Origin of the sequence: Maritimibacter sp. HL-12, assembly GCF_900177545.1 — a bacterium.
Classification (GTDB): domain Bacteria; phylum Pseudomonadota; class Alphaproteobacteria; order Rhodobacterales; family Rhodobacteraceae; genus Sinisalibacter.
The window spans coordinates 1140938-1165859 of sequence record NZ_FXBQ01000001.1; the positions used below are offsets into that span (position 1 = coordinate 1140938).

Below are 24922 nucleotides of genomic sequence, written 5' to 3' on the forward strand. Positions count from 1 at the left end.
GGCAGGGCAGCCCGAGGGGAGCCCGCTTTGCAACATGATCTCCAGCTGGTGATCGGCCTGGTCATCCTGGGCTTCACCATCCCTGCCATCGTCGCCGCCTATTCCGAGGGTCAAACACCGCGGGTCGCCGCGCTCGTGTTTCTGATCGGCGGCGGGTTGGTCGCCTGGGCCGTGCTGCAAAAGCCTCAAGGCTATACCCTCGACGACATCCCGCAAGCCTTCGTGCGGGTCATAGGCCACTACATCTGGTAGGCAAGGGGCCGCGCAGCCTCAGTCGAACGTATGCGTGACACGGCCAAGCAGCATGAAGGCGCGCGCCGTGCGGGTGCTGCCGAAATGCGCGATTTCCTCGTCCGAAAGCCTGGGCGCGACGGTGGTCAACACTTCGTCGAATCGGCGCAGGAAATGATGGGCAGCGTCGCGAAAGATCGGATCCTGCCGCATCCGCCCGGAGGTCAGCGCGAGCGACGACCGGTCGCGCACGCCCCCCAATCCGGCCACGGCACGCCCGCGCTCGCCCTCGGCGAATCGCCGCCAGACATCGGGGCGGGCAAGATCGGGGCGCAGATCGTCCATGTAGATCCCGTCCTGGCTCAAGAGCGTGAGCACGTCCTGCGCAGCCTGGATCAGCGAAGCGATCTTGCGGTCTGCCAGCGCGCGGCGCAGCGCGGCGAAGCCTTCTTCGTCCTCGGCATTCTCGGGAAAGTTGATCGCACGGATCAGGTCGTTGGCCCCGACCGGCGGCGCGAGCGCCTCGGCGGGGGTGCCGAGCGCAAGGCTGGCCTGCCCGGTATCGGTGTCAACCTGCGGCACGGGCGCGGAGACGGCAACCGGGGCGGGCGCGAGGCGATTGTCCAACCTTGAGCGGGACGAAACGAAGGTCGCCAGCGCATCCTCGGTGCGACGCTGCTTCTCGGCGATCTCTTCGAGCTTGCGGGTGAGGTCTTGCGGGCGCGGGCCGATGATGTGGGCGTGTTGCGCCTCGACAAAACTTTGCCGCATGGCATTGAGCGCGTCCTGCAGGCGGCGGCCCTCCTCGCGCATCACCCGCGCCGAACGCGCGGCCGACGCCGCGAGCCAGATCACCACGACCGGCAAGGCGACGGCGACAAGGATCATCACGAAACGCAGGGCGTCCGGCGCATCCGGGGCGCTGCCACCAAGAACCACGAAGAACACGATACAGGCCAGAAGCCACATCACGGAAAGCGCCAGCGCGATGATTTCGGAGGCGCCAAGGCTCCGGCGCCCGGCGCGCTCGAACACACCGAGGTCGCCCCTTTCGCCCTGCCATTGCTTCGCCATCCGTCGCTCCCGCTTCCGCGCCTCAGATGTAATCGATCTCGAGAATCTCGTAACTCTTTTCACCACCGGGGGTTTTCACCTCGATGCTGTCGCCCTCGTCCTTGCCGATCAGCGCACGCGCCAGCGGCGACTTGATGTTGAGCTTGCCCTTTTCAAGATCGGCTTCGGGTTCGCCGACGATCTGGTAGATCCTTTCCTCGTCGCTGTCTTCGTCGACGAGCTTGACCGTGGCGCCAAACTTGATCGGCCCCGAAAGCCTTGCCGGATCAATCACTTCCGCCAGCGAGAGAATACCCTCCAGTTCCTTCACCCGGCCCTCGATGAAGCTCTGCTTCTCGCGCGCGGCGTGATACTCGGCGTTCTCCGACAGATCGCCATGCTCGCGCGCTTCCGCGATCGCGGCGATCACGGCCGGCCGCTCCACCGACTTGAGGTTCTTCAACTCGTCGTTCAGCGCGGTGTGTCCCGCGCGCGTCAGAAGGATCTTTTCCATGGTCGGTATCACTTGTTCGGCGCGGGCCGGGTTGGCGCGGTTCTGCTCCGCATCAGCCCTAGTGCGGTGGTAATGGTTGTGCAAGTCGCCCCGCAAGGGGGCGACACGTTTCCGCAAGGGAAAAGCAAATTCGCTTGCTTTGCAATGGTCTTGTTGCCTCGCGCGACCTCGTGACCGGGTCATTGCGCTGCCAGGCATCGCTGCCGGACCGCGTTAGCGCCGCAGGCTGCGGGGTGCAAACGGCGTGGCGTTGCCGCGCTGCGGCATTTTTCCGTTCCGTCATAATTGACCCACCCTCCCCCGACCGCTACCAAAAGCCATCAGTCCGAGGAGGAAACCGATGTCCGAGATTGAACGCGAGGCGATGGAAGTCGATGTGGTGATCGTGGGCGCGGGGCCTGCAGGTCTCTCGGCAGCGATCCGGCTCAAGCAGATCGACGAAGGTCTCAACGTCGTCGTTCTGGAAAAAGGCTCCGAGGTCGGTGCCCATATCCTCTCCGGCGCGGTGCTCGACCCGTCCGGGCTCGACCGGCTCATCCCCGACTGGAAAGACAAGGGCGCCCCGGTGCGGACCGCGGTCAGCCACGACGAGTTTCTCATGCTGTCCGAGAACGGCGGCTTTTCGATTCCCACATGGCCGATGCCGCCGCTGATGTCGAACCACGGCGCCTATATCGTCTCGATGGGCAACGTCGCGCGCTGGCTGGCCGAACAGGCCGAGGCGTTGGGGGTAGAAATCTATCCCGGCATGTCCTGCTCGGAGTTGATCTGCGATCCCGAATCCGGCGTGGTCAAGGGCGTGGTGGCGGGCGAGTTCGGCAAGAACCCCGATGGCACCCCCGGGCCGGCCTACGAGCCGGGCATGGAGCTGCTCGGCAAATACGTGTTCCTCGCCGAAGGCGTGCGCGGTTCGCTCGCAAAACAGGTGATGAGCAAGTTCGAGCTGTGCAAGGGCCGCGATTTTCCCAAGTACGGCATCGGCATGAAGGAAATCTGGGAGATCGACCCCGCCAAGCACAAGGAAGGCACCGTCACCCACACCATGGGCTGGCCGCTCGGCAAGAACGCCTCGGGCGGCGGCTTTGCCTACCATGCCGAGAACAATCAGCTTTTCCTCGGTCTCGTGGTGCACCTCAACTACGAGAACCCCCACCTCCACCCCTACATGGAATTCCAGCGGATGAAGCATCATCCGAAGATCGCCGCGCTGCTCGAAGGCGGCAAGCGCGTGGCGTATGGCGCGCGGGCGATCGCGGCGGGCGGCTACCAGTCGATGCCGAAGGCGGTCTTCCCCGGCGGCGCGCTGCTGGGCGACAACGTCGGGTTGGTGAATTATGCCCGGATCAAGGGCAACCACAACGCCATGCTCTCGGGTATCGCCGCGGCGGAGGCGGCGGCCGAAGCGATCAAGGCAGGCCGCTCGGGCGACGTGCTGGACGCCTACGAGGCCGAATTGCGTTCCGGCGACGTGGCGCGCGATCTCAAACCCGTGCGCAACGTCAAGCCGCTGATGACGCGGCTTGGCCTGCGGCTCGGGCTGATGGTGTCGGGCTTCGACATGTGGTTCCAGACGATCTTCAAATCCTCGCTGTTCGGCACCATGAAACACGGCAAGTCGGATGCCGCCGCCACCGGTCGGGCGAAGGATTTTCTCAAGATCGACTACCCCAAGCCCGACGGCACGATCAGCTTCGACAGGCTGACAAACCTGAGCTTCTCGGCCACCAATCACGAGGAAAGCCAGCCCTGCCACCTGCATCTGAAAGATCCCGATCTGCCGATCGCGCTCAACCTGCCGGAATACGACGAACCGGCCCAGCGCTACTGCCCGGCGGGGGTCTACGAGGTGGTGCAGACCGAAGCGGGGCCCAAGTTCCAGATCAATTTCCAGAACTGCGTGCACTGCAAGACCTGCGATATCAAGGACCCGCAGCAGAACATCACCTGGAAAGTGCCGCAAGGCGGCGACGGGCCGAATTATCCCAACATGTAAAGCCGCTTGCGCGCAGGGATTCACGCAAGCGTCAGGGTCGATCGGCACGCGGCGGATTGAACCGCCGCCCCGGCCCCATTAGGTTGCAGGCATTGTATACGTGACGGAGCTTCCCTTGCCGCATCCCCTCATCCTTCGCGCGCTCGGCCTGTCCGCGCTCATGCTCGGCGTCACCCTCGCACCGGCCCGGGCCGACGACGGGTTTGCCGGTGCCTATCTCGCGGCCCGCTCGGCCGATCAAAGCGCCGACTACACAGCCGTCGTGGAATACGGTGCCCGGGCATTGGCGGCCGACTCCGAAAACAGCGGCCTGATGGAAGGGCTCATCATCGCGCAGATCGGGCTTGGCCAGATCGAACAGGCGGTTCCGGTGGCCCGCAGGCTGATCGCTGAAGATGACGACAATCAGGTGGCCGGGCTGGTGCTCATGGCCGATGCCATGAAGCGTGAAGACTGGAACGCCGTGCTCGCGCAGCTGGACGAAGGCGTTTCGGTCGGCGGCTTTCTCGACCAGATGATCGAGGCGTGGTCGTTTATCGGCACCGGCCAGATGGGCCCCGCCGTTGCCCTGTTCGATGATCTGGCCGATGACTCCGGAACCCGGCAGGCGGCCCTGATCCAGAAGGCTTTGGCGCTGGCGCTGGTCGGCGATCACGAGGGGGCGGCGCGGATCTTTTCCGGCGAGGACGAGGTGCTGCAGCTGAACCGCGCCGGGATCATCGCCTATGCCCAGGTTCTCAGCCAGCTCGAGCGCAATGCCGATGCTGCCGCCATGCTGGCAACCACCTTCCCCGACACCGTCGATGCCGAGCTTGTCACCCTGCGCGAAGAATTGGAGGCCGGCAAACCGATTGCCTTCACCGCGATATCAGGCGCGCGCGAGGGGCTTTCGCGGCTGTTCTACGAAGTTGCCGACTCGCTCGCGGGCGAGACCGACCCGGGGCTGGTATTGATCTATGCACGGATAGCTGAATTTCTCGATCCTGCCACCGTCGGTGCCACACTGGTCACAGCAGCCGTTCTGGAAGAGGTCGAAAACTACGCGTTGGCAGCAGAATCCTATGCCCGGGTGCCGCAGGATCACCAGGCATTTCCACAGGCGCAGCTCGGCCGGGCACAGGCGCTGCGGCGCATGGACCGGGTCGAGGAAGCCATCGAGGTTCTGGAAACTCTCATCGCGGCCCGACCGGAGCTTGCACCGGCCCACGCCGCACTTGGTGACACCTACCGCTTCGAGCAACGCTTCGCCGAGGCAACGCCGCACTACGATGATGCCATCGCGCTGTATGACAGGGATCGCGCGGCCCAATGGTCGGTCTATTTCGCGCGCGGCATCGCGCTTGAGCGCGAAGGCCGCTGGCCCGAGGCGGAACGCGATTTCCGCAAGGCGCTGGAATTGTCGCCCGATCAGCCCTCGGTTCTGAACTACCTCGGTTATTCCTACGTCGAGAAGCGCGAAAACCTCGATGAGGCGCTCGACATGATCCAGCGCGCCGTCGAAGCGCGGCCCTTCGACGGCTACATCCGCGACAGCCTCGGATGGGTCTATTACCGGCTCGGGCGCTATGAAGATGCGGTCGGAGAAATGGAGCGCGCGGTGGAACTGATGCCGCTCGACCCGGTGTTGAACGATCACCTCGGCGATACCTATTGGGCCGTCGGACGGCTGCGCGAAGCCCGGTTCCAGTGGAGCCGCGCGCTCTCCTTCATCACCGATGAAACCAACCTCGAGGAACTCGATCCCGACCGGATTCGGCGCAAGCTGGACGTCGGGCTCGACGTGGTGCTTGAAGAAGAAGGCGGGGAGCCGATCACGCGATGATGACGAAAACCTTCGCTCCGGCCAAGATCAACCTCACCCTGCACGTCACCGGCCAGCGCGCCGACGGCTACCACCTGCTCGACAGTCTGGTGATGTTTGCCGACGTGGGCGACCGGGTCCGCCTCGTGCCCGCCGATGCGATGTCGCTCGAAGTGACCGGCCCGATGGCCGCAGGCGTGCCCGCAGACGCGAGCAACCTCGTCTGGAAGGCCGCAGCCCTGCACGATCTTCCGGTTGCGATCACCCTCGAAAAGCATCTGCCCACGGCGGGCGGCATCGGCGGCGGCTCGTCGGATGCGGCGGCGACGCTGTTCGCGATGGTCGATCTCACCGGAAACGCCACGATGCCGGAGGGCGCAACCGCCCTCGGTTCCGACGTGCGCGTCTGCCTCGCCCGGCAGGCGGCCCGGATGCGCGGGGTCGGTGACGAGGTGCAGCCGGTGCAAGGCGTGCCGGAATTGCACGTGGTGCTTGCCAACCCCGGCGTCGCGATGTCGACCCCGGAGGTGTTCGCGGCCCTCGAAAGCAAGCAAAACGAGCCGATGCCGAAGCGGATTCCGCGCTGGCGTGGCGCATGGTCCGCGATCGACTGGATCTCGAAGCAGCGCAACGATCTCGAAGCCCCGGCGCTGAAACTTGCGCCGGTCATCGGCGACGTGCTCGCGGCTCTGACGGCCCTGCCCGGCGCGCGCATGGCGCGGATGTCGGGTTCGGGTGCCACCTGTTTCGCCCTGTTCGAGGACCGGGCCGAGGCCGATGCCGCGGCGGACGATCTTGCCGATGCGCACCCCGACTGGTGGGTTACGGCGGCGAGTCTGCATTAGGCGAAAACGCCGTGAACCGCTTCGCCCGACGAAGCCGCGAGGGCTTGGCTCGCGTGATCAAGCCGTCCATTCGATGTTTCAGGTCATGGCATGAGGCGTGATCCGCACTTCTTGGCGAGTGCTTGAGAATTTGTGATCACAAAAAGGTCAGGGCACCCTGAAGCGGTTGAGCCTTCTGATCTTTCTTCATATCCCGTCCTGCTCGACAGGTTATTGCTGTATTTCGGATGAATCCCCTCATCCGACTTGTCAACATTTAGACAGAAGCACCTGAATTCGTCAATATAAAGGGTTGACGTTTTGCATTTCCGCGCCAAATGGCCAAAAAACGAGTCGCACCAATAGGTTGGCCTCATCTCGCCGGAAAAATCCGTCGCCGCGTCGTGATATTTTTTTGTGATCACAGATTGCCCTGCGCTGTTCACCGCCGACCGGAAGGCGCTCAGGCGTTATCCCGCAGCACTTGCCCGGCAAGATAGAGCGAGCCGCAAATCAGGATGCGCGCGGTGGGGTCTTCGACCACGATTGTCGAAACCGCGGCCAGAACGTCATCGGCCGTCCGAGTCTGATGTCCTGCGTTGGCGGCGAAACGGGCGGTATCCTCGGCCGAGAGGGTTGCCGCCTCGCCGGGGATCGACACCGCCGTGAGGCTCGCGGCCCGCCCGGCAAGTGGCCGCATGAACCCGGCCACGTCCTTGGTGTTGAGCATGCCGCAGACAAGATGCGTCGGGCGCGGCGGCAAGCCATCGAGCACCCGCGCGAGCATTTCGCCGGCCGCCGGGTTGTGTCCACCGTCGAGCCAAAGCTCGGCCGCCCCGGCCGTCTCGACCAGCGGCCCGGACTGCAATCGCTGCATCCGCGCCGGCCAAGAGGCATCGCGCATGGCCGCCTCGCAGGCAGGCTCGGCAAACCCAAGCGCCCGCAGCGCGGCGATCGCCACCCCGGCGTTCTGAACCTGGTGGTCACCGATCAAGGCCGGAAGCGGCAGGTCGACAAGCCCGGTTTCATCCTGGAACACCAGCCGCCCGCGTTCTTTCCAAACCTGCCAGTGCTGACCGTGGGCAATCACCGGCGCACCCATCCGCGCGGCCTGCCGTTCGATCACCGCGAGGGCTGCCTCCTCCTGCGGCCCGACCACAATCGGCACGCCCGGCTTGATGATCCCCGCCTTCTCGAAGGCGATCTTCTCGATCGTATCGCCGAGAAACTGGGTATGGTCGATCGAGACCGGGGTGATCACGGTCACAGCCGGTTTCTCGATCACGTTGGTCGCATCGAGCCTCCCGCCCAGCCCGACTTCGAGCAAGGTGTAGTCGGCTGGCGTTTCGGCGAAGGCGAGCAGCGCCGCCACGGTCGTGATTTCGAAATAGGTGATGCTTTCGCCGCCATTGGCAGCATAGCAGCGGTCGAGCACCTGCGTGAGGTGGTCTTCCGAGATCAACGCACCCGCAAGCCGGATCCGCTCATGAAAGCGGGCAAGATGCGGCGAGGTATAGGCATGCGCCGCAAGCCCCGCGCCCTCGATACCGGCGCGGATCATCGCCAGCGTCGAGCCCTTGCCGTTGGTGCCCGCGATATGCACCACAGGAGGCAGACGTCGTTCGGGGTGGCCAACGGCCGCGAGCAGCCGCCAGACCCGGTCGAGCGTCAGGTCGATCACTTTGGGATGGAGCGACATCATCCGGTCGAGGATGACATCGGAGCCGGGGTTGCTCACTCTTTGCGCGCCTCTTTGGCAGGCTGCTCTTCCACCAATTCAGGCGCCGGGGCTTCCGGCGCGGGCAGATCGCCGCGCACCGCGGGGGTTTGCCCGAGCAGAATACGCAGGATCGTGACGAGTTCATCCTTGAGGTTCTTGCGGTGCGTCACCCGGTCGAGCATGCCGTGATCGAGCAGGTATTCGGCGCGCTGGAAGCCTTCGGGCAGTTTTTCGCGGATCGTCTGCTCGATCACGCGGGGGCCAGCAAAGCAGATCAGCGCGTTCGGCTCGGCGATCTGCACGTCGCCCAGCATCGCATAGGAGGCGGTCACGCCGCCGGTGGTGGGATGGGTCAGCACCACGATATAGGGCAGGCCCGCTTCCTTCACCATGTCGACCGCGACGGTGGTGCGCGGCATCTGCATCAGGCTCAGGATGCCCTCCTGCATCCGCGCGCCCCCGGCGGCCGAAAACAGCACCAGCGGGCGCTTGAGCGCCACGGCACGTTCGGCGGCGGCAATGATCGCGTTGCCGACATACATCCCCATCGAGCCGCCCATGAACGAGAAATCCTGCGCCGCCGCGACGATCGGCGTGCGCCCGATCTCGCCTTCGGCCACCAGCATGGCCTCTTTCTCGGTGGTCGATTTCTGCGCGGCCTTGAGCCGGTCGGGGTAGCGCTTCTGGTCCTTGAAGTGCAAGGGATCGGCGACCGGCGCAGGCACATCGACATCGACGAAGATGCCGCCATCGAACAGCGCCTGGAAGCGGTCGCGCGGGCTGATCGCCATATGATGTTCGCAGGCGGTGCAGACGTGGAGGTTCTGCTCAAGCTCGCGGTGGAACAGCATCTGGCCGCACTCGGGGCACTTGATCCACAGGTTTTCAGGCACCTCGCGGCGCGAAAACAACGAGTTGATCCGGGGCCGGACGTAGTTGGAGATCCAGTTCATGTGACTTCCTCGGACTGACTGGCCCTACCTAAGACGAGGGGCCGGTATTTGCAATCGGCCGATGGCGGTTCATCCAGCGCCACCAGGCAAGAAAGATCAGCGTTGTCACCGCTGTCTGGGTCAGGATCGAGTAGGTCATGTAGCCCGAAGTCGGGGGAATCTCGGCGAGAAACAGCGAAAACCCTTCGAGCGATCCCGATATGCCGATTCCGGTCAGCGCGGCGTTGTTGCCGAAGTGCAGCCCCACAGCCGCGCCGAGGTTGCCGGTGCGCAGGGTGATGAAGGCGGCCAGCGTGCCCATGACCGTGGCGTTGAACACATAGGCCAGCGCGTTAGCCATACCATAAACACCGGGCTGGAAATGCAACAGCCCGAACACCAGCGAGGGCGCAACGCCCCAGACCAGGGCGGAGCGAAACCGAGCCCGTAATTGTTGCAGCAGGTAGCCGCGAAACAGCGCCTCTTCGGCGAAAACCTGCACGAAGATCAGCGCAAGGGCGGGGAGAAGCCCCGCGAGCCACGGCAGCATCGGAGCGGCCTGGCGCAGCCCCGGCGCGGCGTCCTGCGGCAGAACCAGGTGCTCAACCGCCATCAGCCCGTAAAGGCCGGCAGCAAGGCCAAGCATGACGGCCGCCCCAAGACCGACATGGCGCAGATTGAGGCGCCGGTCGGCCCCGAACAGGCTGCTGAAGCCACGGCGGTGCAGGGCCGGCAAGACAAGGGCGAGGCCGACATGGAATCCGATGAAGCTCGCAAAGAATACCGCCGCCGAGGCCCAGGTGTTGCCCTGCGCGACGATCGCGGTCGGCAGGCCGAGAAGCTGTGCGCCGATCAGCACCATGGCAAAGGAAACGCCAAGCCAGATCGCCATCGTCAACACGAAACCGAGCAATGTCCGCCAAAGTTGCGTCCGAGGCTTGGCCAATTCCCAGAATGCAGGTTGCGTCATCTCGAAATCTCCGGGTCTGTGCCTGCGCAGCTTGACGCCCCGGCTCGTGATCGTCCAGCAGGTTGCACCAATCGGGGGACTGACTTACTCCTTGGGCAACGCGCGACGGAGGGGGAGAGAAGGCGTGGCCAGCATGGGTTTGCGCGGTTTTCTGGTGTGCGGTTTGCTGTTGGCCGGCTGTTCGGGCGGCGGCAGTGGCTTGGTCTCAACAGCCGCCACCCGGGGAAGCCCAAGCATTCAGGTTCTATCGAAGGCATTCACCATCGAAGGGCCAAGGGGGTTCTGCGTCGATGAAGATGCCACCCGCGAAACAGACACGGGAACCTTCGTCATGCTCGGCGGATGCGCCGCGATCTCGGGCAACAGGCGCGACGCCAAACCGACCACCCCGGCGATGCTGACCGCTTCGGTCACGCCCGCCGAAGCCCCGCTCGACAACGCCGGTCTCGACCGGCTGGCGCGGTTCTTTTCAACGCCCGAAGGGCAAGACGCTCTTGCCCGCGGCGATGGCGCTTCGGATGTCGGGGTTCTCGACATATCGCGAAGCGAGGGTCTCGTGCTGGTCCATGCGCAAGACGGGACGCAACAGGGCGACACGACGGGCGACTACTGGCGCGGGGTCTTTTCGACCGCGGCCCACCTCGTCACCATCACCGTGTCCGGTTTTCGCGCAGCTCCGCTGGATGAAAAAACCGGCGCGGCGCTCGCGCGCGACTTCGTCAAGGCAATCCGCCGCGCCAACGCGACGGAACCGGCAGGTGCGCAGGGTGCAGGCAACACCGGATTGGCATCTTTTTTCAATCGTTTGCTCTGAAGAAACCTTTTGATTTAAGTATGGCAACAATCCTGATCCAGAGGCGATTCCCTTCCCATGGCAAACGGCACCTTCGGTATTCTCGGCGGCCTGCTGCACAAGCGCGCGATGCGTCGCTGGGAGCGGATCGCGGACCATGCCCCACAAATGCGGTTGAGCAATCTGCGGCTTGCGCGTCTGCGGGCGCTCCAGTTGCGCACCTTGCTGGATCGGGTGGTTCATATTGCCGATAGCCGTCTTACCTTGCCGCTGATCGGCAACAGCGCGATTCAAAAACCGCTCCACTCGGATTGGGCATGGCGGCCGCAGCTTTGGCGCGGGCCGATCTCGCCGCCGGGCGTGGCGGCGGCCGAAACCAAGACGAGTTTCGGCAAGGAGGTAACGCTGTTTCACGATTGCCGAATCTCCGAACTCACCGTGCGACAGGTGCGTAACAGCCGCGAGGCCGATCTGGCACCCTACGGCTTGAAGCTGGACGTGTTCAATTTCGACGGTTCTTTCCTTTCGCTGGTGGCCGAATTGCCCCCCGAGGCGGTGCAGGGCCTGAAACGCAAGCATCTCGTGCGCATGAATGCGGTGATCGAAACTGAAAACCGGCTGGAAATCTTCGCCCGCCTGAATGTCCGTCACGGGCCCAATACCGAACAGATCGTGCGGGAACTGCCCTTGCGAAACGAGCAGATCATGGTGGAATTCGATCTCGCCTATACCCAGCTCAACGAAAAACGCGTGGAAGCGGCCTGGGTCGATCTGATTTTCGAAGGCGCGCGGATGAACCAGATCCTGCTGCGCGACGTGACGTTCAGCCGCCGCCCGCGTGCCGAGCTCTAGGAGGCGACGATGCCCGAGATCCAACTGACCAAGACGCGCATTCAGGCCGGGGTCTGGGAAGGTGTGCTCACCGGGGCCGACAGCTTGCCGGAAATCGAGGTGACCCATCTTGCCAAACCGGTCGAGGGGGCGACATTGCGGGAAGACCCGGATGCCGCGGGCCAGTTTCTGGTCCGGGTCCCGATCCCGGCCGATCTGCTCACCGAAGGGGTGCAGACCTTCCTGATCACCGACAAGGCCACCGATGCGCGCCTGGCGTCCTTCACCATCGTTGTCGGCCAACCGCTCGACGAGGATTTCCGCGCCGAGATGGAGCTGTTGCGCGCCGAGCTCGACATGCTCAAGCGCGCCTTCCGCCGCCATTGCGTCGAGACCGCCCCGCGCCCGGGATGACGTGGCGTCGCGGGTGACGTGCGGCCGTATCGGTCGGTAACCTGCCGCAAAGGGAGACCGCCATGACCGACTATCCGCACCTGCTCGCCCCGCTCGATCTCGGGTTCACCACGCTGCCCAACCGGGTGTTGATGGGGTCGATGCACACCGGGCTGGAGGAGCGCGGCGATTGGAACCGGGTTGCGGAATACTACGCCGCACGCGCGCGGGGCGGTGCCGGGCTGATCGTCACCGGCGGCATCGCCCCGAACCCGGAAGGCGCGGTTTTTCCCGGCGCAGCAGCAATGATGACGGCGCAGGACGTGGCAAACCACCAGATCGTGACCGGGCGCGTCCATGCCGAGGGCGGCAAGATCGCCATGCAGATCCTCCACGCCGGGCGCTACGCCTATGGCAAGGATTGCGTCTCGGCCTCCGCGATCAAGTCGCCGATCTCGCCTTTCCCTCCGCGTGAACTGGACGAGGCGGGGATCGAGAAGCAGATCGCCGATTTCGCCGCCGCCGCCGCCCGGGCGCGCGAGGCGGGTTACGATGGCGTCGAGATCATGGGGAGCGAAGGCTATTTCCTCAACCAGTTCCTCGTCACCCGCACCAACCAGCGTTCGGATCGCTGGGGCGGATCATACGAAAACCGCATGCGCCTGCCCGTCGAGGTCGTGCGCCGGGTCCGCGAGACGGTGGGTGCGGATTTCATCCTGATCTACCGGCTGTCGATGATCGACCTTGTGCCCGAGGGCTCGACCTTCGACGAGGTGGAGCAACTGGCCCGCGCGGTGGAAGCCGCCGGGGCCACGGTCATCAACACCGGGATCGGTTGGCACGAGGCCCGCGTGCCGACGATCGCCACCAGCGTGCCGCGCGCGGCCTTTGCGTGGGTTACGAAAAAGCTCATGGGCAAGGTGGGCGTCCCGCTGATCACCTCGAACCGGATCAACACCCCCGAGGTCGCCGAAAGCCTGCTGGCAGGCGGCGCGGCCGACATGGTCTCGATGGCGCGCCCCTTCCTTGCCGACCCCGATTTCGTCGCCAAGGCGAAGGCCGGGCGGGCTTCGGAGATCGCCCCCTGCATCGCCTGCAACCAAGCCTGCCTCGATCACACCTTCGCGGGCAAGATCTCAAGCTGCCTCGTGAATCCGCGCGCCTGCCACGAAACCGAAATCGTGCTCACCCCGGCGGAAACAGCCAGACGCATCGCCGTGGTCGGTGCCGGGCCTGCCGGGCTTGCCGCCGCGATCACCGCCGCCGAGCGCGGCCACCATGTAACCTTGTTCGACAAGTCCGCCCGCGTGGGCGGGCAGTTGCACCTCGCCGCGACGATCCCCGGCAAGGAGGAATTCCGGGGCCTGATCGACTGGTTCGAAACCATGGTTGCGTTGCGCCAGGTCGAGACCTGTCTCGGCGTGGATGCGGGCGTCAACGATCTGACCGGGTTCGATGCGGTAATCGTCGCCACCGGCGTCACCCCGCGCGATCCGGGCATTCCGGTGGACGCGGGCGCACGGGTGCTGTCTTACGTTGACGTGCTCAAGGGCGCGCCGGTTGGCGACCGGATCGCCATTGTCGGTGCTGGCGGAATCGGCTTCGACGTGGCCGAGTTCCTGACCCATACCGGCGAAAGCCCGACCGAGAACCTCGATCACTGGAAGGCGGAATGGGGCGTCGGCGATCCGGCGCAAAGCCGCGGCGGCCTCGCCGCGCCGCACCCGGCCCCGAGCCCGCGCAAGGTTACCCTTCTGCAACGCAAGACCGGCGCGCCGGGCAAGGGCCTCGGCAAGACCACCGGCTGGATTCATCGCGCCAGCCTGCGCGCCAAGGGCGTCGAAACACTGGCAGGCGTGGCCTATGAGCGGATCGACCGCGAAGGGTTGCACGTGACCACCGCCGATGGCCCCCGCCTCGTCGAGGCCGACACCGTGGTGCTTTGCACCGGCCAGGAAAGCGCGCGCGACCTTGCCGACGCGCTCACACAGGCTGGCGTGGAGGTTCACGTCATCGGCGGGGCCGACGTGGCCGCCGAGCTTGACGCAAAGCGCGCCATCGACCAGGGCGTGAGGCTTGCGGCGACGCTCTGAAGCGCTGGCTCCCTGTTTCCGGTCACAAACCAATCCGCCGAATTACCGCGCAATCGTCGCCTTCGTTCCACAGTCTTGCCCGAATTGCCGCCGATACAATTGTTCGTAGGGGCGATGACTGTAGAAAGATTTGCGATGGACCGACTGACTGAAATGGAAGCCTTCGCCACCGTGGTAGACCAGGGCGGGTTCACCGACGCGGCGAAGAAGATGGGCATCTCCAAATCCGCCGTATCGAAACACGTGTCGTCGCTGGAGGCCCGCCTCGGGGCGCGGTTGCTCAACCGCACCACCCGCCGCGTGAGCCCCACCGAAATCGGGCTGGCCTATTACGACCGCGCCCGCCGCGTCTTGAACGATGCGGGCGAAGCCGACGCGCTGGTGACCTCGATGCAATCGGCACCCTCGGGGCTGTTGCGGATCTCGGTCGCCACCGATTTCGGCGTCAACCACCTCTCGCCGGTGCTCGGAGAATTCCTGCAGGAATTTCCCGACATCACGGTGAACATGGTGCTGAACAACCGTTACGTCGAGCTGATTTCCGAAGGCTTCGACATGGCCATTCGCGTGGGCGAACTGGAAGACAGCTCGCTGCGCGCCCGCAAGATCGCCGAAACCACGCGGCGTATGGTCGGCAGCCCGAACTACTTCCAGAAATTCGGCCGCCCGATGCGGATCGACGATCTGAACGACCACAAGCTCCTGCATTATTCGAGCCAGGCCTCGGGCAACGTATGGAAAATTCCGGCCGCCTCCGGCGAGGTCCGGCAGGTGCGCACAGCGGGCTGGCTCTCGGTCAACGACGGCCAATCGCTGCTCAACGCCGCGATGGCCGGGCTCGGCATCGCCTACCTGCCAAGCTTCCTCTATGCGGATGCGATGGAAAAGGGCCTCGTCGAAGACGCGATCCCCGATCTGCCGCTCGACACGCAGGGCATCTACGCGGTCTATCCACCGGGCCGGTTCACCCAACCCAAAGTGCGCGCCTTCATCGACTTCCTGGTGAACGCCTTCGCTGAAAAGGGCCCCGACATCTGGTGAGCGTTGCCAGACCCTTCGATTTCCCCGGCCTGACTCTCATTGGGCACATCTGGAGCGCCGGGCGGTGGCAGCCGCAACGGCGCTCCTTTTTTTTTGGTCCTCAGTCGAGCTTCAGAGCCCGCGCCGCCCTTGCGCCCACAACCTCCGGTGCCCCGTCCGCCGCGATCTCGGCCCAGTTTCCCGCCACGGGCGCGCGCGCGAGTTGCGCGTGAAGCACCGCCACGTCGGCATCCGAGGCATCGCCCTTGCGTGCCGCCACCCTTGCCTCCAGCGTTGCCGGATCGGCGCTGAGCCAGAGCCCGTCGAACCGAAGGCCACGCGCCCTGGCGAGCCCTTCAGCGGAGTCGCGCTCATCGAGGGCAAGGAAAGTGGCATCGAGGATCGCCGCGTGTCCGGATGCAAGGACTGCGTCGGCTTTGGCCAGCATCCGGGCATAAACCTCGCGGTTCACTTCCGGGCGGTATGCCTCCAAAGGTAGCGGCGTCGTCGGATCGGCCCCGAACATCGCCTTGCGTTCCAGATCGCTGCGCAGATGCACGGCGCCGGGGTTCGGGCCAAGACGCGGCGCAAGTTCTGCCGCAATCGTGGTTTTCCCGCTGCCCGAGACGCCACCGACCGCCAGCAGCCGGGCCGGGGGCGGTGCGAGAAAGGCCCTCGCCTGGTCGAGATAGGCGCGGGCATCGCCGGCCAGCCCATCGCTGGCGCGGTCCGGCATCGACTGGACCGCCACCATCGCGCGGATCGCCGCGCGCACGGCGAGAAACAGGGGCAGCGCCCCCAGGCCGCCAAAATCGCGCGTCACCGCAAGATAGCGGCCCAAGGCCGCGTTGGCCTGCCGCGGCAAGCCGCGGTGCAACAGGTCCATCACCAGGAAGGCGAGATCGTAAAACACGTCCGTGGTGCCCAGGCGCTCGTCGAATTCCAGCGCATCGAACAGGATCGGCCTGCCCCCGATCATGACGATGTTCTTGAGATGCAGGTCGCCATGGCAGCGGCGCACAAAACCGTTGCGGCTTCGGGTATCGAGCAACTCGGCCGTGGCCGCGAACCGCGCCTGCGCGATCTCGTTGAAAGCCGCGAGCCGGGCCGCGCCCAAGACCTCCGTCATCCCGTCGAAGGCGTCCGCCAGTTCGTCGAGGATTTCACCGATCAGGGCCGCGCCATCGGCATCCCGCCGCGCCGCGCTGGCATGAAGCTCGGCCACCGCCACGCCAAGGGCTTCGGCAATGCCGACCCCGAGCCCGCCGGTTTCGGCAATGCAATCAAGCTCGTCTTCCCGCGCAAACCGGTGCATCGCCAGTGCATATTCCACCGCCTCGCCGGGGCCGTCGAAGCCAAGTTGCCCCAAGCTGTCGCGCGTGATCGCCACCACCCGATCATAGATCATCGGCGCACCGGGCGCGTTCAGTTCGAGCTCGCGTTCGATGATCTTGCGCCGGGTCGCAAGCGCGGTGAAATCGAGGTAGTTGTATTTCACCGCGCGCTTGATCTTGTAGGCACGGCTGCCCGCCAGAAAGACATGGGCGGAATGGGTGGTGATCACCACGACCGCTTCGCTGAGGCCATGGCTCGCCGGGTCTTTCAGAAAGTCGATCACCGCCGCCTGTGCGTCTTCGTGTGACGTCACTTTGCCCTCGCCCTGACTATTGGGTGGAAACCAGGATTGCCTCCACCCGCCGATTGACGGTGCGTCCCTCGCCTGTCTGGTTTGATGCGATCGGCGCGAGATACCCCACACCTTCTGCCTCAAGTTGTCCGGCGTCCACACCGAAATCCTCGATCAACCGCGACATCACCGAAGCGGCGCGGCGCTTCGACAGCGAGAGGTTGCCCGCAAGCGAGCCTTCCGCGTCGGTATGACCGACAAGCGCAACCCGTTTGCCCGGGTTGGCCTCCAGGTATTCTGCAAGAATCTGCAGCGACGAAAAGCTCCCCGGCCCGAGATCGGCCGAACCGGTTTCAAACACCAGGTCGGCCAGAACGAAACGGCCGATCTCTTCCATTGCCGGACCGATTTCATCGGCGATCTGGCGGGGCAGTGCCGCGTCGGATTCGGCCTTGGTCGAGGTCATCGGCGCGGCAGGTCGGACGGCAAGCGCCCCGACATGCACGATCTGGACAAAGCCGGCCGAGGGCGAGCGACTGACGAGAAGACTCACGTGATCGGGCGTTTCGCCCGGGGCGGTTGCGGCGAGAAAGTGATAATCGCCAAGATCAACGTGCATCTCCGGCGCACCGATCACCTCGATGCCATAGCGAAAATCGAAACCGCCGCAGGACTCGGTGCTGCACTCGAACTCGACATCGTAGCCTTCGCGGACGATCTGGTCCCGCAGATCTAGCAGGATCTCATAGCTGGTCAGCCCGGTGCCGCCAATCCGCCAGGCTTGCCGGGTCACGCTTCCCGAAACGCTTTCCGTCTCCACCCCGTTCCCCTCGCGCCACGGACCGACCGGCAGAGCATAGCGCCCGGCGGGCTCCACATCTTCAACGCGCAGTGTCGCGCCCTCGGGCAACGACAGGTCCGCCGCCCCGGCCGCAACCGGCAGGGCCGCAACCAAAGCGGCAAGAAGGTGGGCTAAACGGATCATCGGGCCTGTTGGTGCAGGGCAATTTCTGGTTGCGGCAACGCAGCGGGGCCGAAAAGGCGATCCGGCACGGAACCTTCAGATATTGCGCATAACCGAATTTTCAAAACGGTAAAAGCCTGCATTGCGCCTTGGCCGCGCGCTCGGCATCGAACGGCTTGCCGACATCTTGCAGGGCGCGCGGCCTGTTGGCGCGGTCACGCACCACTGGGGTGAACCCGGTAGTGATAATGCCCCACGCGGGTCATTCCCATCGTGGCATAGAGCGGATTGGCCGCGTGGTTGCCCTTGGTCACGATCAGGCTCAGCACCTCCGCGCCCTGGCTCTCGGCCCATTTCGCGGCGGCGCGGATCAGGAGCCGACCGGCCCCCTTGCGTCTTTGGGTCGCAAGCACGTGGATCGCGTGCACCATCGCGATCCCGTCGTGCAAACCGGCATAGGCCGCACCGCCGGGGTAATCGCCGACACGGGCAAGAACCGCGGTCTTGGGGCAGGTCGCGCGCGCCATGGTCGCTTGGCGCGCGTCGCCGATCCCGCCGTCGGCCCAGATATCGCGGACCAGTTCGAGCGGCGGCCACATCGTGTAGGCGGCTGCGCGCGGGATCGGCTCCTGGGTCAGGTTGCCCACCGCCACCGCCCAGAGATTGACCGGGTCGCGCACAAGGTATCCGTGGTTTTCGAGCAGCGCGTCCAGCTTTTCCTCGCCCTCCCTGATCTGGAACAGCGGCACCTGGCCGAGCGCGCGCATCGCGGATTCGGCGGCGGGCAGATCGGCATCGGTCACCGGCCAGTCTTCGGTCGCGGCCGAAACGCGGTTGCCGCCGCCCCGTCCATCGCGAATCGTCCACGCGCCGAGGTGCTGACGGGCGGCGGCGGGCCACGTCACCTCGCAAACCTCGGAGAGCTTGGCGGCATCGGGAAGGGTGACCGGGCGGCTCATGTCGTCGCCTCGGGGAAGAGCCCGCCGAGTTCGATCATCGCCGCGCTCACCGCCGCGCCGTCATGCCCGCGCACAACGATATTCGCGCCGAAAACACCGCCCTGGCTGAACGGATAGGACCCGATTGAAAGCGTCGGATAGCGCGCCGCGAGGCCGGCCAGCGGCGTTGCGATGTCGCCCTCGGGGCGTTCAACCCGCAGGCTTTGCGACAGGAGCGGCTGGCCGTGCGAAATCGTTGCCAGAACGTTGGCCACCATCGCCTCGAAGATTTTCGGCACCCCGGCGCAGACATGGACGTTGCCCAGGGTGAAGCCCGGCGCGGCGGAGATCGGGTTGTCGATCAGGCGCGCGCCGTCGGGAATGCGGGCCATGCGCAGGCGGGCCGGCGTTGGCTCGGCCCCGCGCGCTTCCAGGAAAGCGAGGAGGATCTTCTTGGCGTCGTCGCGAATATCGATTCCCACCTCGAAGGCCTCCGCAACGGCATCGGCGGTGATGTCATCATGGGTCGGGCCGATTCCGCCGGAGGTGAAAACATGATCATGCGCCGACGACAGCGCCCGCAGCGCGGCGACAATGGCGGCAGCGTCGTCGGAAACGACGCGCGCTTCCTGCAGGTCAATGCCATGCGCGGTGAGCTGGCCAGCCAGGTAGTGCAGGTTCGAATCGCGGGTGCGGCCGGAGAGGATTTCGTCTCCGATCACGAGCATCGCGGCTGTCGGGTTTGGCATGGCGCGGTTTCTCCTGGGTCGGCCCCAGACTAGAGCGGATTGATCGGCGCGAAAACAACCGTTTTCACGATCCCCGATCAATCAGTGCTCGCGAAGCGCCTTTCGGAAATACGCGGTAACCGGACTGGTCAGGTAGGCCAGCGGGCTGCGCATACCGGTCTGAAGATAGGCATCGACCGGCATGCCGGGCCGCAGGCTTGCGTTGCCGGGCAATCTCGCAACTTCCGCTTCTGGGAGGATGATGCGCGCGCGGTAGAAATCACGCCCGGTGCGGTCATCCGTGAAGGCGTCTGGCGAGACTGCGACGACCTCGCCCGAAACCGCGCGACCATGGCGCGCGTCGAAGGCAGGAAACCGCAAGGACACCGGCTGACCGGCATGGACCTTGTCAACGTCGACAGGATCAACCCGGGCCGCTACCACGAGCAGCGCGTTCTCGGGCACGATCTGGAGCACCGGCTGCGCCGGTCGGATCACGGCACCGGGGCCGGTTATCTCAAGCGCATGCACCACACCCGCAAGCGGCGCGCGGATGTCGAGGCGGCCAAGTCGCGCGCGGATCGCCCGTCGCCGCTCCGTCAGTTCAAGTTCACGGCCCTCCTGTTCACTCACCTGCGCAAGAGCCTCCTCGCGCCGCTGCGCGCGGGCCGCGGCAATCTCATGTTCGATTTCCGCGGCCCGCTCTTCATTGTGGCCAATCGCGGCCTGGATTTCGCCCAGAACACCCTCCAGCCGCGCGGCCTCGCGTTCCATGGCGAGGACCGGGGCACGCCGGGCGAGGCCGCGGGTAGCCAGCGCCTGTTGAATCTCGATCTCCTCGGCAATCAGGGCAGCTTGCAGGACGGTCGCGCCCCGCTGCGCGCCAAGGCCCTCGATCTGGGTTCCGATCTGCGCCTTTCGCCGCCGGAGCCGCTCGATCGAAGCCAGATGGTTTTCTCGCCTTTGAGCAAAGTGGTCGAGATTGCTTGCCAGGAACTCGTCGATGCCTGGCTGGCGTATGGCCGCATCGAGCAGGTCTTCGGAAAACCTCAATTCCGCAAGGCCATCGCGTTCGGCTTCGAGTCGGGCGCGGCGGGCGCGCAATTCGAGGATCTGCAGTTCGATGATGGTCAAAGCGCTGAGAAGCTCATCCGGATCGAGGCGGGCAAGCACCTGGCCTGCTGCCACGGTGTCGCCTTCGCGAACGAGGATGTCCGCCACTGCACCACCGTCGGGGTGCTGAACAACCTGACGGCGCGCGTCAATCTCGACGGTGCCCGGGGCCACGACAGCCCCCTCGATGCGCGCGGTGACCGACCAGATCCCGAAACCTCCGATCAGGACAACGCAGGCCACGGCACCGAGGATCAGGGCGTCGCGCGCCGACCAGCGCCGCGAAGGTTCCGCCGCCGTCGTCATGCCACGCCCCCGAGGTTGCCCCCACGCAAGCCCGGTTGGATTTCGTGCAGGTTTTGCACCACCTTCCCAAGCACCTCGTCGCGCGGACCGAGCGCCCGGAGCCTGCCCCGGTCGAGCACCATGAGCATTTCGCATTCGCTGATCGCGGAAGGCCGGTGCGCCATGACGATCACCGCTCCGCCGCGCGCCTTGGTTTTCCGCATCGCGCGGTTGAGGGCGATGGTTCCCTCGTGGTCGAGGTTCGAGTTTGGCTCGTCGAGAACGAGGATCAACGGGTCGCCATACAGCGCGCGGGCAAGGGCGATGCGCTGCATCTGTCCACCGGAGAACACCGCTCCGCCGGTCGTGACACGGGTATCGTAGCCGTCCGGGAGGCCGACGATCATGTCATGCGCAGCCGCGCCACGGGCCGCCTCGATCACCGCCCCGGCGTCCGGGTCGACCGACAGCCCGGCGATGTTTTCGGCAATGGTTCCATCGAAGAGCCGCACCCGCTGCGGCAGGTACCCGATGTAGCGCGCCCGTGCCTCGGGCGTGTATTGATCGAGCGGCACCCCATCCAGCCGGATCGTCCCCCTGAGCGGGACCCAGGCGCCCGTGATGGCATGGGCAAGCGAGGATTTCCCCGACCCGGAAGGCCCGATCACCCCGAGCGCAAGACCCGGGCGCAGAACGAACGAGACCGCCTGCAGAACCGGCTCGGCCCGACCCGGGGGGGCCACGCCGAGGTTTCCCGCTGCAAGATGGGCGGCAGGTTCTGGCAGGGCAAGCCGCGGTGCCGGTTCCGGGGTAGCGGCCAGTTCATCGATCAGGGCTTGCCACCCCAGGCGGGCACGCTGGACCGCAGGCCAATGGCCGATTGCCATTTCCACCGGCGCAAGCGCCCGACCGAGCAGGATCGAGGCAGCGATCATCGCCCCCGCGCTTAGCTCGCCCCGCAGCACGAGCAACGCCCCGAGCCCGAGCATCGCCGATTGCAGGAACATGCGGAATGACTTCGAGATCGAGGCGAATTGCCCGGCCCGGTCAGACGCATGGATGATGTCGCGCAACGCGGCATCCTGCAGATGGTGCCACCGGGCGAACACGCCACCGGACATGCCGAGCGCGCGGACCATTTCGGCGTCGCCCCGCAGGTCTTGCGCGAGATGGTCTGCCCGCGCGGCACCCCGGTCGGCAGCGGCGGCGAGGCCCGAGGTGAGCCTCTGGTTGAGCATGGCGAGACCGATCAGCAGCCCGCCCCCGGCGAGGGCAAAGGCCCCAAGCCACGGGTGAAACACCGCGATCCCGGCGAGAAACACCGGGGTCCAGGGAATATCGAACAGCGCGGTGATGACGGGTGACGCGAACACTCGTTGCACCGCATCGAGATCCCGGAGCGCGTTGGCATTGTGCCCGGCGGAACCCGCACCGTGCGGCGCGCGCCGGAGCATGGCGGAGAAAACCCGGCGGTCAAGACAGGTCCGAAACCCGGCCCCAACCCGCGCGAGCACCCGCCCGCGCGCATAATCGAGAAGTCCCATCATCAGGAAAAGGAAGGTCATCAGCGCGAACAGCACGGCCAGCGTGGCCTCCGAGCGCGACCCCAGCACATGATCGTAGACCAAGAGCATGAACAGGGGGCCGGTCAGCATCAGCAGATTGACAAGCACGGAAAACAGGCCCACGGCCCAAAGCAATCCCCCTCGCGCACGCAGAACCGCCCGCAACTCCGCTTTTGCATGGCGCTTGTCCACGAATCCCATGTCGCCTTGCCCGTTCCGACGGCGCACCAAGGCGCCCGCCGGCACAGGGTGCGCGCAAATCCCCAAGATTTGGTTATGGCCTCAGCGATCGATCCCGAGAATCGAGCGCAACACGCCCATCAACGAGTCTTCGCCCGGCGGCGTTCGCGTTGTCCCGCCTTGTCCCCCCGGCTGTGGAACGCCGGTTTCCGCGGTCGGCGGCGCGTCCGGGCGGATCATCGGCAGCGGGTGTGGCGGCATATCCTGGTGCACCCGGACCATCGTTTCGCGCCAGATCTCTGCCGGTAGCCCGCCCCCGGTCACGCCGGTGAGAGGCGTATTGTCGTCGTAGCCCATCCAGACCCCGGCGACGTAGTCGGCCGTGAAGCCAAGAAACCACGCGTCTCGCGCGGCGCTGGTGGTGCCGGTCTTGCCCGCCACCTCGCGGTCATCGAGCCGCGCGCGCTGTCCCGAACCGCTCTCGACAGCCTGGTTCATCATGTAGGTGAGGGCCTGCGCCGCCTGCGGGGTGATGACCCGTTCGCCGATCCCGCCCGCCTGTTCCATCAGCGGCGCGTTGTCGCCGAGCAGGCGCAGGTCGACAAGGCCGTAAGGTGTGACCGAGGAGCCGCCGTTGAGGATGCCCGCATAGGCCCCCGACATTTCCAGCAAGGTCGATTCCGATGCCCCCAGCGCCAGCGCCGGGCCAAGGGCGAGATTGCTCTCGATGCCGAACATCGCGGCCACGGTGCGCACGTTCTCGCGGCCCACGGCTTCCGAGAGTTTCACGGCGGGAATGTTGAGCGAGTCGCGCAAGGCATCGGTGAGGGTCACCCAGCCTCGGGTCTTGCGGTCGAAGTTGGACGGACACCACTCACCCGACCCGACGATGTTCATGCAGAACGGCGCATCCTCGATCAGGCTGTCGTAGCGCCAGCCGAGATCGAGCGCGGCACCGTAGACGAAGGGCTTGAACGACGAGCCGGTTTGCCGCAGAGCCTGGGTCGCGCGGTTGAACGTGCCCGAGCTCTCGATCTTGCGCCCGCCCACCATCGCGCGCACCGCGCCGTCGGCGCTCATCACCACGATCGCCGCCTGCGCCTTGGAATCCGGGCTGACCTTGGTTTCGAAAACATGCGCCAGGGCCTCTTCCGCCGCCTTCTGGATCGCCTGATCGAACGTGGTGCGGATGATCACGTCCTCGGTCGTGTCGCGGGTAAGGAACGAGGGGCCCGAGGCCATCACCCAGTCGGCGAAGTTCCCACCCGCCCGCGCCTCGGCTGCGGCGGAAAGCTCCGCCGGGTTGGCCCGGGCATCAGCGGCCTCTTCCGCCGTGAGGTAGCCTTGCTCCTCCATCAACCGAAGCACGGTGAGCGCCCGGTCCCAACTGCGCTGCAGGTTGGCCGTGGGTGCCAGTGTGCTGGGTGCCGTCAGCAGCCCGGCCAGCACCGCCGCTTCGGAAGGATTGATCTGGCTCGCCGACTTGCCGAAATAGCGTTGGCTCGCCGCCTCGAAACCATAGGAACCGGCACCGAGGTAGGCGCGGTTGAGGTAGATCGTGAGGATTTCGTTCTTGGAGTACTTGGCCTCCAGCGCCAGTGCGAAAACCGCTTCCTTGATCTTGCGCCAGAGCGACGTTTCGCGGCAATCGGCCTCGTATTCGCGCTCGGTCATGCCCGAGGCCGGATCGTAGGGCACGCCGAGGCAGACAAGCTTGGCGCTTTGCTGGGTCAGGGTCGAGCCGCCATGGCCGGAGAGCGGCCCGCGTCCGGCCGCGAGGTTGATCCGCATTGCGCTGGCAATGCCGCGCGGGCTGATGCCGAAATGCTGGTAGAAGCGCCGGTCCTCGGTGGCGATCACGGCATTCCTGAGATGCGGCGACAGCGTCTCGGCGGTGACCAGCCCGCCATATTGATCCCCGCGCCACGCGAAAACCTCGCCATGACGGTCGAGCAGGGTCACCGAACCCTGCGCCCGCCCGTCGACGAGCTGGCCAAGCGGCGGCATCGTGGAGGCGAAATAGAACACCCCGGCCCCGATCATGATCCCGACCACAAGCGTGGCAACCACTGCCAGCCGCAATCCAAGACGGAAGATCCAGCGCAGCAACGCCAGCGGCCAAGCAATGAAGAACGGCCGCCGCCGCCGCGGCCGCCGGGGCTTGTGCGGCGGCTTCGCGGGCGGTTTTTTCGCCGACTTCTTGCCCCGCGACGCGCCGGAATAGCGCTTGTCCGCCACCAGCGGCGGTCGCCGCGAACCTTTCTGTGCCATTGATACGGTCCGACCTGCTCTGTTTTCCGACCAACATAACGACTCGCCCCGGCGAAGACGAGAGCGAAGACGACGCCGGGCGT

At 65.6% G+C, this 24922-nt stretch carries 21 protein-coding genes; 9 read left to right on the forward strand and 12 right to left on the reverse strand.

Going from position 1 to position 24922, the window contains the following annotated elements:
* Positions 1 to 27: 27 nt before the first annotated feature.
* Positions 28 to 252 (forward strand): hypothetical protein, encoded by a 225-nt coding sequence (locus tag B9Y97_RS05745; RefSeq protein WP_085525847.1) that lies wholly within the window; start codon positions 28 to 30, stop codon positions 250 to 252.
* 18 nt (positions 253 to 270) lie between these two features.
* On the opposite strand, the gene B9Y97_RS05750 is transcribed toward B9Y97_RS05745, so the two are convergent.
* Positions 271 to 1305: a hypothetical protein gene (locus B9Y97_RS05750; protein WP_139828237.1), complete on the reverse strand. Its 1035-nt coding sequence runs from the start codon at positions 1303 to 1305 to the stop codon at positions 271 to 273.
* Between the two features lie 22 nt (positions 1306 to 1327).
* Complete coding sequence (gene greA / locus B9Y97_RS05755; protein WP_085525848.1) at positions 1328 to 1798, reverse strand: transcription elongation factor GreA; 471 nt, start codon at positions 1796 to 1798, stop codon at positions 1328 to 1330.
* A 340-nt stretch (positions 1799 to 2138) separates the two neighbouring features.
* Between greA and B9Y97_RS05760 the strand changes: the two genes are divergently transcribed.
* The 3 genes from B9Y97_RS05760 to B9Y97_RS05770 all read left to right on the forward strand — a co-directional run bounded on the left by B9Y97_RS05760 (position 2139) and on the right by B9Y97_RS05770 (position 6437).
* On the forward strand, positions 2139 to 3791 hold the full coding sequence (locus B9Y97_RS05760) for an electron transfer flavoprotein-ubiquinone oxidoreductase (RefSeq protein WP_085525849.1): 1653 nt from the start codon (positions 2139 to 2141) through the stop codon (positions 3789 to 3791).
* Between the two features lie 115 nt (positions 3792 to 3906).
* Positions 3907 to 5613, forward strand: coding sequence for a tetratricopeptide repeat protein (locus tag B9Y97_RS05765; protein ID WP_254900859.1), 1707 nt, complete (start codon positions 3907 to 3909; stop codon positions 5611 to 5613).
* Positions 5610 to 6437 carry a 4-(cytidine 5'-diphospho)-2-C-methyl-D-erythritol kinase gene (locus tag B9Y97_RS05770; RefSeq protein WP_085525850.1) on the forward strand — a complete coding sequence of 276 codons (828 nt, stop codon included), beginning with the start codon at positions 5610 to 5612 and terminating at the stop codon, positions 6435 to 6437. The genes B9Y97_RS05765 and B9Y97_RS05770 overlap by 4 nt, the downstream gene beginning before the upstream one ends.
* Positions 6438 to 6879: 442 nt before the next feature.
* Here the strand turns inward: B9Y97_RS05770 and B9Y97_RS05775 are convergent, their stop codons facing one another.
* The 3 genes from B9Y97_RS05775 to B9Y97_RS05785 are packed head-to-tail and all read right to left on the reverse strand — an operon-like array spanning position 6880 to position 9960.
* Complete coding sequence (locus B9Y97_RS05775) at positions 6880 to 8154, reverse strand: bifunctional folylpolyglutamate synthase/dihydrofolate synthase (RefSeq protein WP_254900860.1); 1275 nt, start codon at positions 8152 to 8154, stop codon at positions 6880 to 6882.
* Entirely contained in the window at positions 8151 to 9089 is a 939-nt protein-coding gene (gene accD / locus B9Y97_RS05780; protein WP_085525851.1) for an acetyl-CoA carboxylase, carboxyltransferase subunit beta, read from the reverse strand. Before accD ends, B9Y97_RS05775 begins: the two co-directional genes overlap by 4 nt.
* A 28-nt stretch (positions 9090 to 9117) precedes the next feature.
* Positions 9118 to 9960, reverse strand: a complete 843-nt coding sequence (locus B9Y97_RS05785) for a CPBP family intramembrane glutamic endopeptidase (RefSeq protein WP_139828238.1) — start codon at positions 9958 to 9960, stop codon at positions 9118 to 9120.
* Here B9Y97_RS05785 and B9Y97_RS05790 point away from each other — a divergent pair.
* The 5 genes from B9Y97_RS05790 (at position 9929) to B9Y97_RS05810 (ending at position 15189) form a co-directional block, all read left to right on the forward strand.
* Positions 9929 to 10852, forward strand: coding sequence for a hypothetical protein (locus tag B9Y97_RS05790; protein WP_139828239.1), 924 nt, complete (start codon positions 9929 to 9931; stop codon positions 10850 to 10852). The two genes, B9Y97_RS05785 and B9Y97_RS05790, sit on opposite strands and share 32 nt — an antisense overlap.
* Before the next feature lie 57 nt (positions 10853 to 10909).
* Positions 10910 to 11683: a DUF6478 family protein gene (locus tag B9Y97_RS05795; RefSeq protein WP_085525854.1), complete on the forward strand. Its 774-nt coding sequence runs from the start codon at positions 10910 to 10912 to the stop codon at positions 11681 to 11683.
* Between the two features lie 9 nt (positions 11684 to 11692).
* Entirely contained in the window at positions 11693 to 12076 is a 384-nt protein-coding gene (locus tag B9Y97_RS05800) for a hypothetical protein (protein ID WP_085525855.1), read from the forward strand.
* A gap of 62 nt (positions 12077 to 12138) precedes the next feature.
* Entirely contained in the window at positions 12139 to 14148 is a 2010-nt protein-coding gene (locus B9Y97_RS05805; protein ID WP_085525856.1) for an NADPH-dependent 2,4-dienoyl-CoA reductase, read from the forward strand.
* A gap of 135 nt (positions 14149 to 14283) precedes the next feature.
* The gene (locus tag B9Y97_RS05810; protein WP_085525857.1) at positions 14284 to 15189 is read left to right on the forward strand and encodes a LysR family transcriptional regulator; all 906 of its coding nucleotides are present in this window, start codon (positions 14284 to 14286) and stop codon (positions 15187 to 15189) included.
* A gap of 100 nt (positions 15190 to 15289) precedes the next feature.
* On the opposite strand, the gene B9Y97_RS05815 is transcribed toward B9Y97_RS05810, so the two are convergent.
* The 7 genes from B9Y97_RS05815 to B9Y97_RS05845 form a co-directional block, all read right to left on the reverse strand.
* Positions 15290 to 16816, reverse strand: a complete 1527-nt coding sequence (locus tag B9Y97_RS05815) for a bifunctional aminoglycoside phosphotransferase/ATP-binding protein (RefSeq protein WP_176224311.1) — start codon at positions 16814 to 16816, stop codon at positions 15290 to 15292.
* A gap of 16 nt (positions 16817 to 16832) precedes the next feature.
* Positions 16833 to 17780: an OmpA family protein gene (locus B9Y97_RS05820; RefSeq protein ID WP_085525858.1), complete on the reverse strand. Its 948-nt coding sequence runs from the start codon at positions 17778 to 17780 to the stop codon at positions 16833 to 16835.
* Positions 17781 to 17974: 194 nt separating this feature from the next.
* Positions 17975 to 18718 carry a GNAT family N-acetyltransferase gene (locus B9Y97_RS05825; protein WP_085525859.1) on the reverse strand — a complete coding sequence of 248 codons (744 nt, stop codon included), beginning with the start codon at positions 18716 to 18718 and terminating at the stop codon, positions 17975 to 17977.
* Positions 18715 to 19446, reverse strand: a complete 732-nt coding sequence (locus tag B9Y97_RS05830) for a competence/damage-inducible protein A (protein WP_085525860.1) — start codon at positions 19444 to 19446, stop codon at positions 18715 to 18717. The genes B9Y97_RS05825 and B9Y97_RS05830 overlap by 4 nt, the downstream gene beginning before the upstream one ends.
* 81 nt (positions 19447 to 19527) lie before the next feature.
* Positions 19528 to 20844, reverse strand: a complete 1317-nt coding sequence (locus B9Y97_RS05835) for an HlyD family type I secretion periplasmic adaptor subunit (RefSeq protein ID WP_085525861.1) — start codon at positions 20842 to 20844, stop codon at positions 19528 to 19530.
* Complete coding sequence (locus tag B9Y97_RS05840) at positions 20841 to 22589, reverse strand: type I secretion system permease/ATPase (RefSeq protein WP_085525862.1); 1749 nt, start codon at positions 22587 to 22589, stop codon at positions 20841 to 20843. The genes B9Y97_RS05835 and B9Y97_RS05840 overlap by 4 nt, the downstream gene beginning before the upstream one ends.
* An 81-nt stretch (positions 22590 to 22670) precedes the next feature.
* A complete protein-coding gene (locus tag B9Y97_RS05845) occupies positions 22671 to 24839 on the reverse strand; it encodes a transglycosylase domain-containing protein (protein ID WP_176224312.1) in 2169 nt (722 codons plus the stop codon).
* Positions 24840 to 24922: the final 83 nt, after the last annotated feature.

Excerpts from the sequence above, each read along its gene's own strand:
- B9Y97_RS05750 (WP_139828237.1), bottom strand. The coding sequence starts at position 1,305 with ATGGCGAAGCAATGGCAGGGCGAAAGGGGCGACCTCGGTGTGTTCGAG.
- greA (WP_085525848.1), bottom strand. The coding sequence starts at position 1,798 with ATGGAAAAGATCCTTCTGACGCGCGCGGGACACACCGCGCTGAACGAC.
- B9Y97_RS05760 (WP_085525849.1), top strand. The coding sequence starts at position 2,139 with ATGTCCGAGATTGAACGCGAGGCGATGGAAGTCGATGTGGTGATCGTG.
- B9Y97_RS05770 (WP_085525850.1), top strand. The coding sequence starts at position 5,610 with ATGATGACGAAAACCTTCGCTCCGGCCAAGATCAACCTCACCCTGCAC.
- accD (WP_085525851.1), bottom strand. The coding sequence starts at position 9,089 with ATGAACTGGATCTCCAACTACGTCCGGCCCCGGATCAACTCGTTGTTT.
- B9Y97_RS05790 (WP_139828239.1), top strand. The coding sequence starts at position 9,929 with ATGGCAAAGGAAACGCCAAGCCAGATCGCCATCGTCAACACGAAACCG.
- B9Y97_RS05785 (WP_139828238.1), bottom strand. The coding sequence starts at position 9,960 with ATGGCGATCTGGCTTGGCGTTTCCTTTGCCATGGTGCTGATCGGCGCA.
- B9Y97_RS05795 (WP_085525854.1), top strand. The coding sequence starts at position 10,910 with ATGGCAAACGGCACCTTCGGTATTCTCGGCGGCCTGCTGCACAAGCGC.
- B9Y97_RS05800 (WP_085525855.1), top strand. The coding sequence starts at position 11,693 with ATGCCCGAGATCCAACTGACCAAGACGCGCATTCAGGCCGGGGTCTGG.
- B9Y97_RS05805 (WP_085525856.1), top strand. The coding sequence starts at position 12,139 with ATGACCGACTATCCGCACCTGCTCGCCCCGCTCGATCTCGGGTTCACC.
- B9Y97_RS05810 (WP_085525857.1), top strand. The coding sequence starts at position 14,284 with ATGGACCGACTGACTGAAATGGAAGCCTTCGCCACCGTGGTAGACCAG.
- B9Y97_RS05820 (WP_085525858.1), bottom strand. The coding sequence starts at position 17,780 with ATGATCCGTTTAGCCCACCTTCTTGCCGCTTTGGTTGCGGCCCTGCCG.
- B9Y97_RS05825 (WP_085525859.1), bottom strand. The coding sequence starts at position 18,718 with ATGAGCCGCCCGGTCACCCTTCCCGATGCCGCCAAGCTCTCCGAGGTT.
- B9Y97_RS05830 (WP_085525860.1), bottom strand. The coding sequence starts at position 19,446 with ATGCCAAACCCGACAGCCGCGATGCTCGTGATCGGAGACGAAATCCTC.
- B9Y97_RS05835 (WP_085525861.1), bottom strand. The coding sequence starts at position 20,844 with ATGACGACGGCGGCGGAACCTTCGCGGCGCTGGTCGGCGCGCGACGCC.
- B9Y97_RS05840 (WP_085525862.1), bottom strand. The coding sequence starts at position 22,589 with ATGGGATTCGTGGACAAGCGCCATGCAAAAGCGGAGTTGCGGGCGGTT.
- B9Y97_RS05845 (WP_176224312.1), bottom strand. The coding sequence starts at position 24,839 with ATGGCACAGAAAGGTTCGCGGCGACCGCCGCTGGTGGCGGACAAGCGC.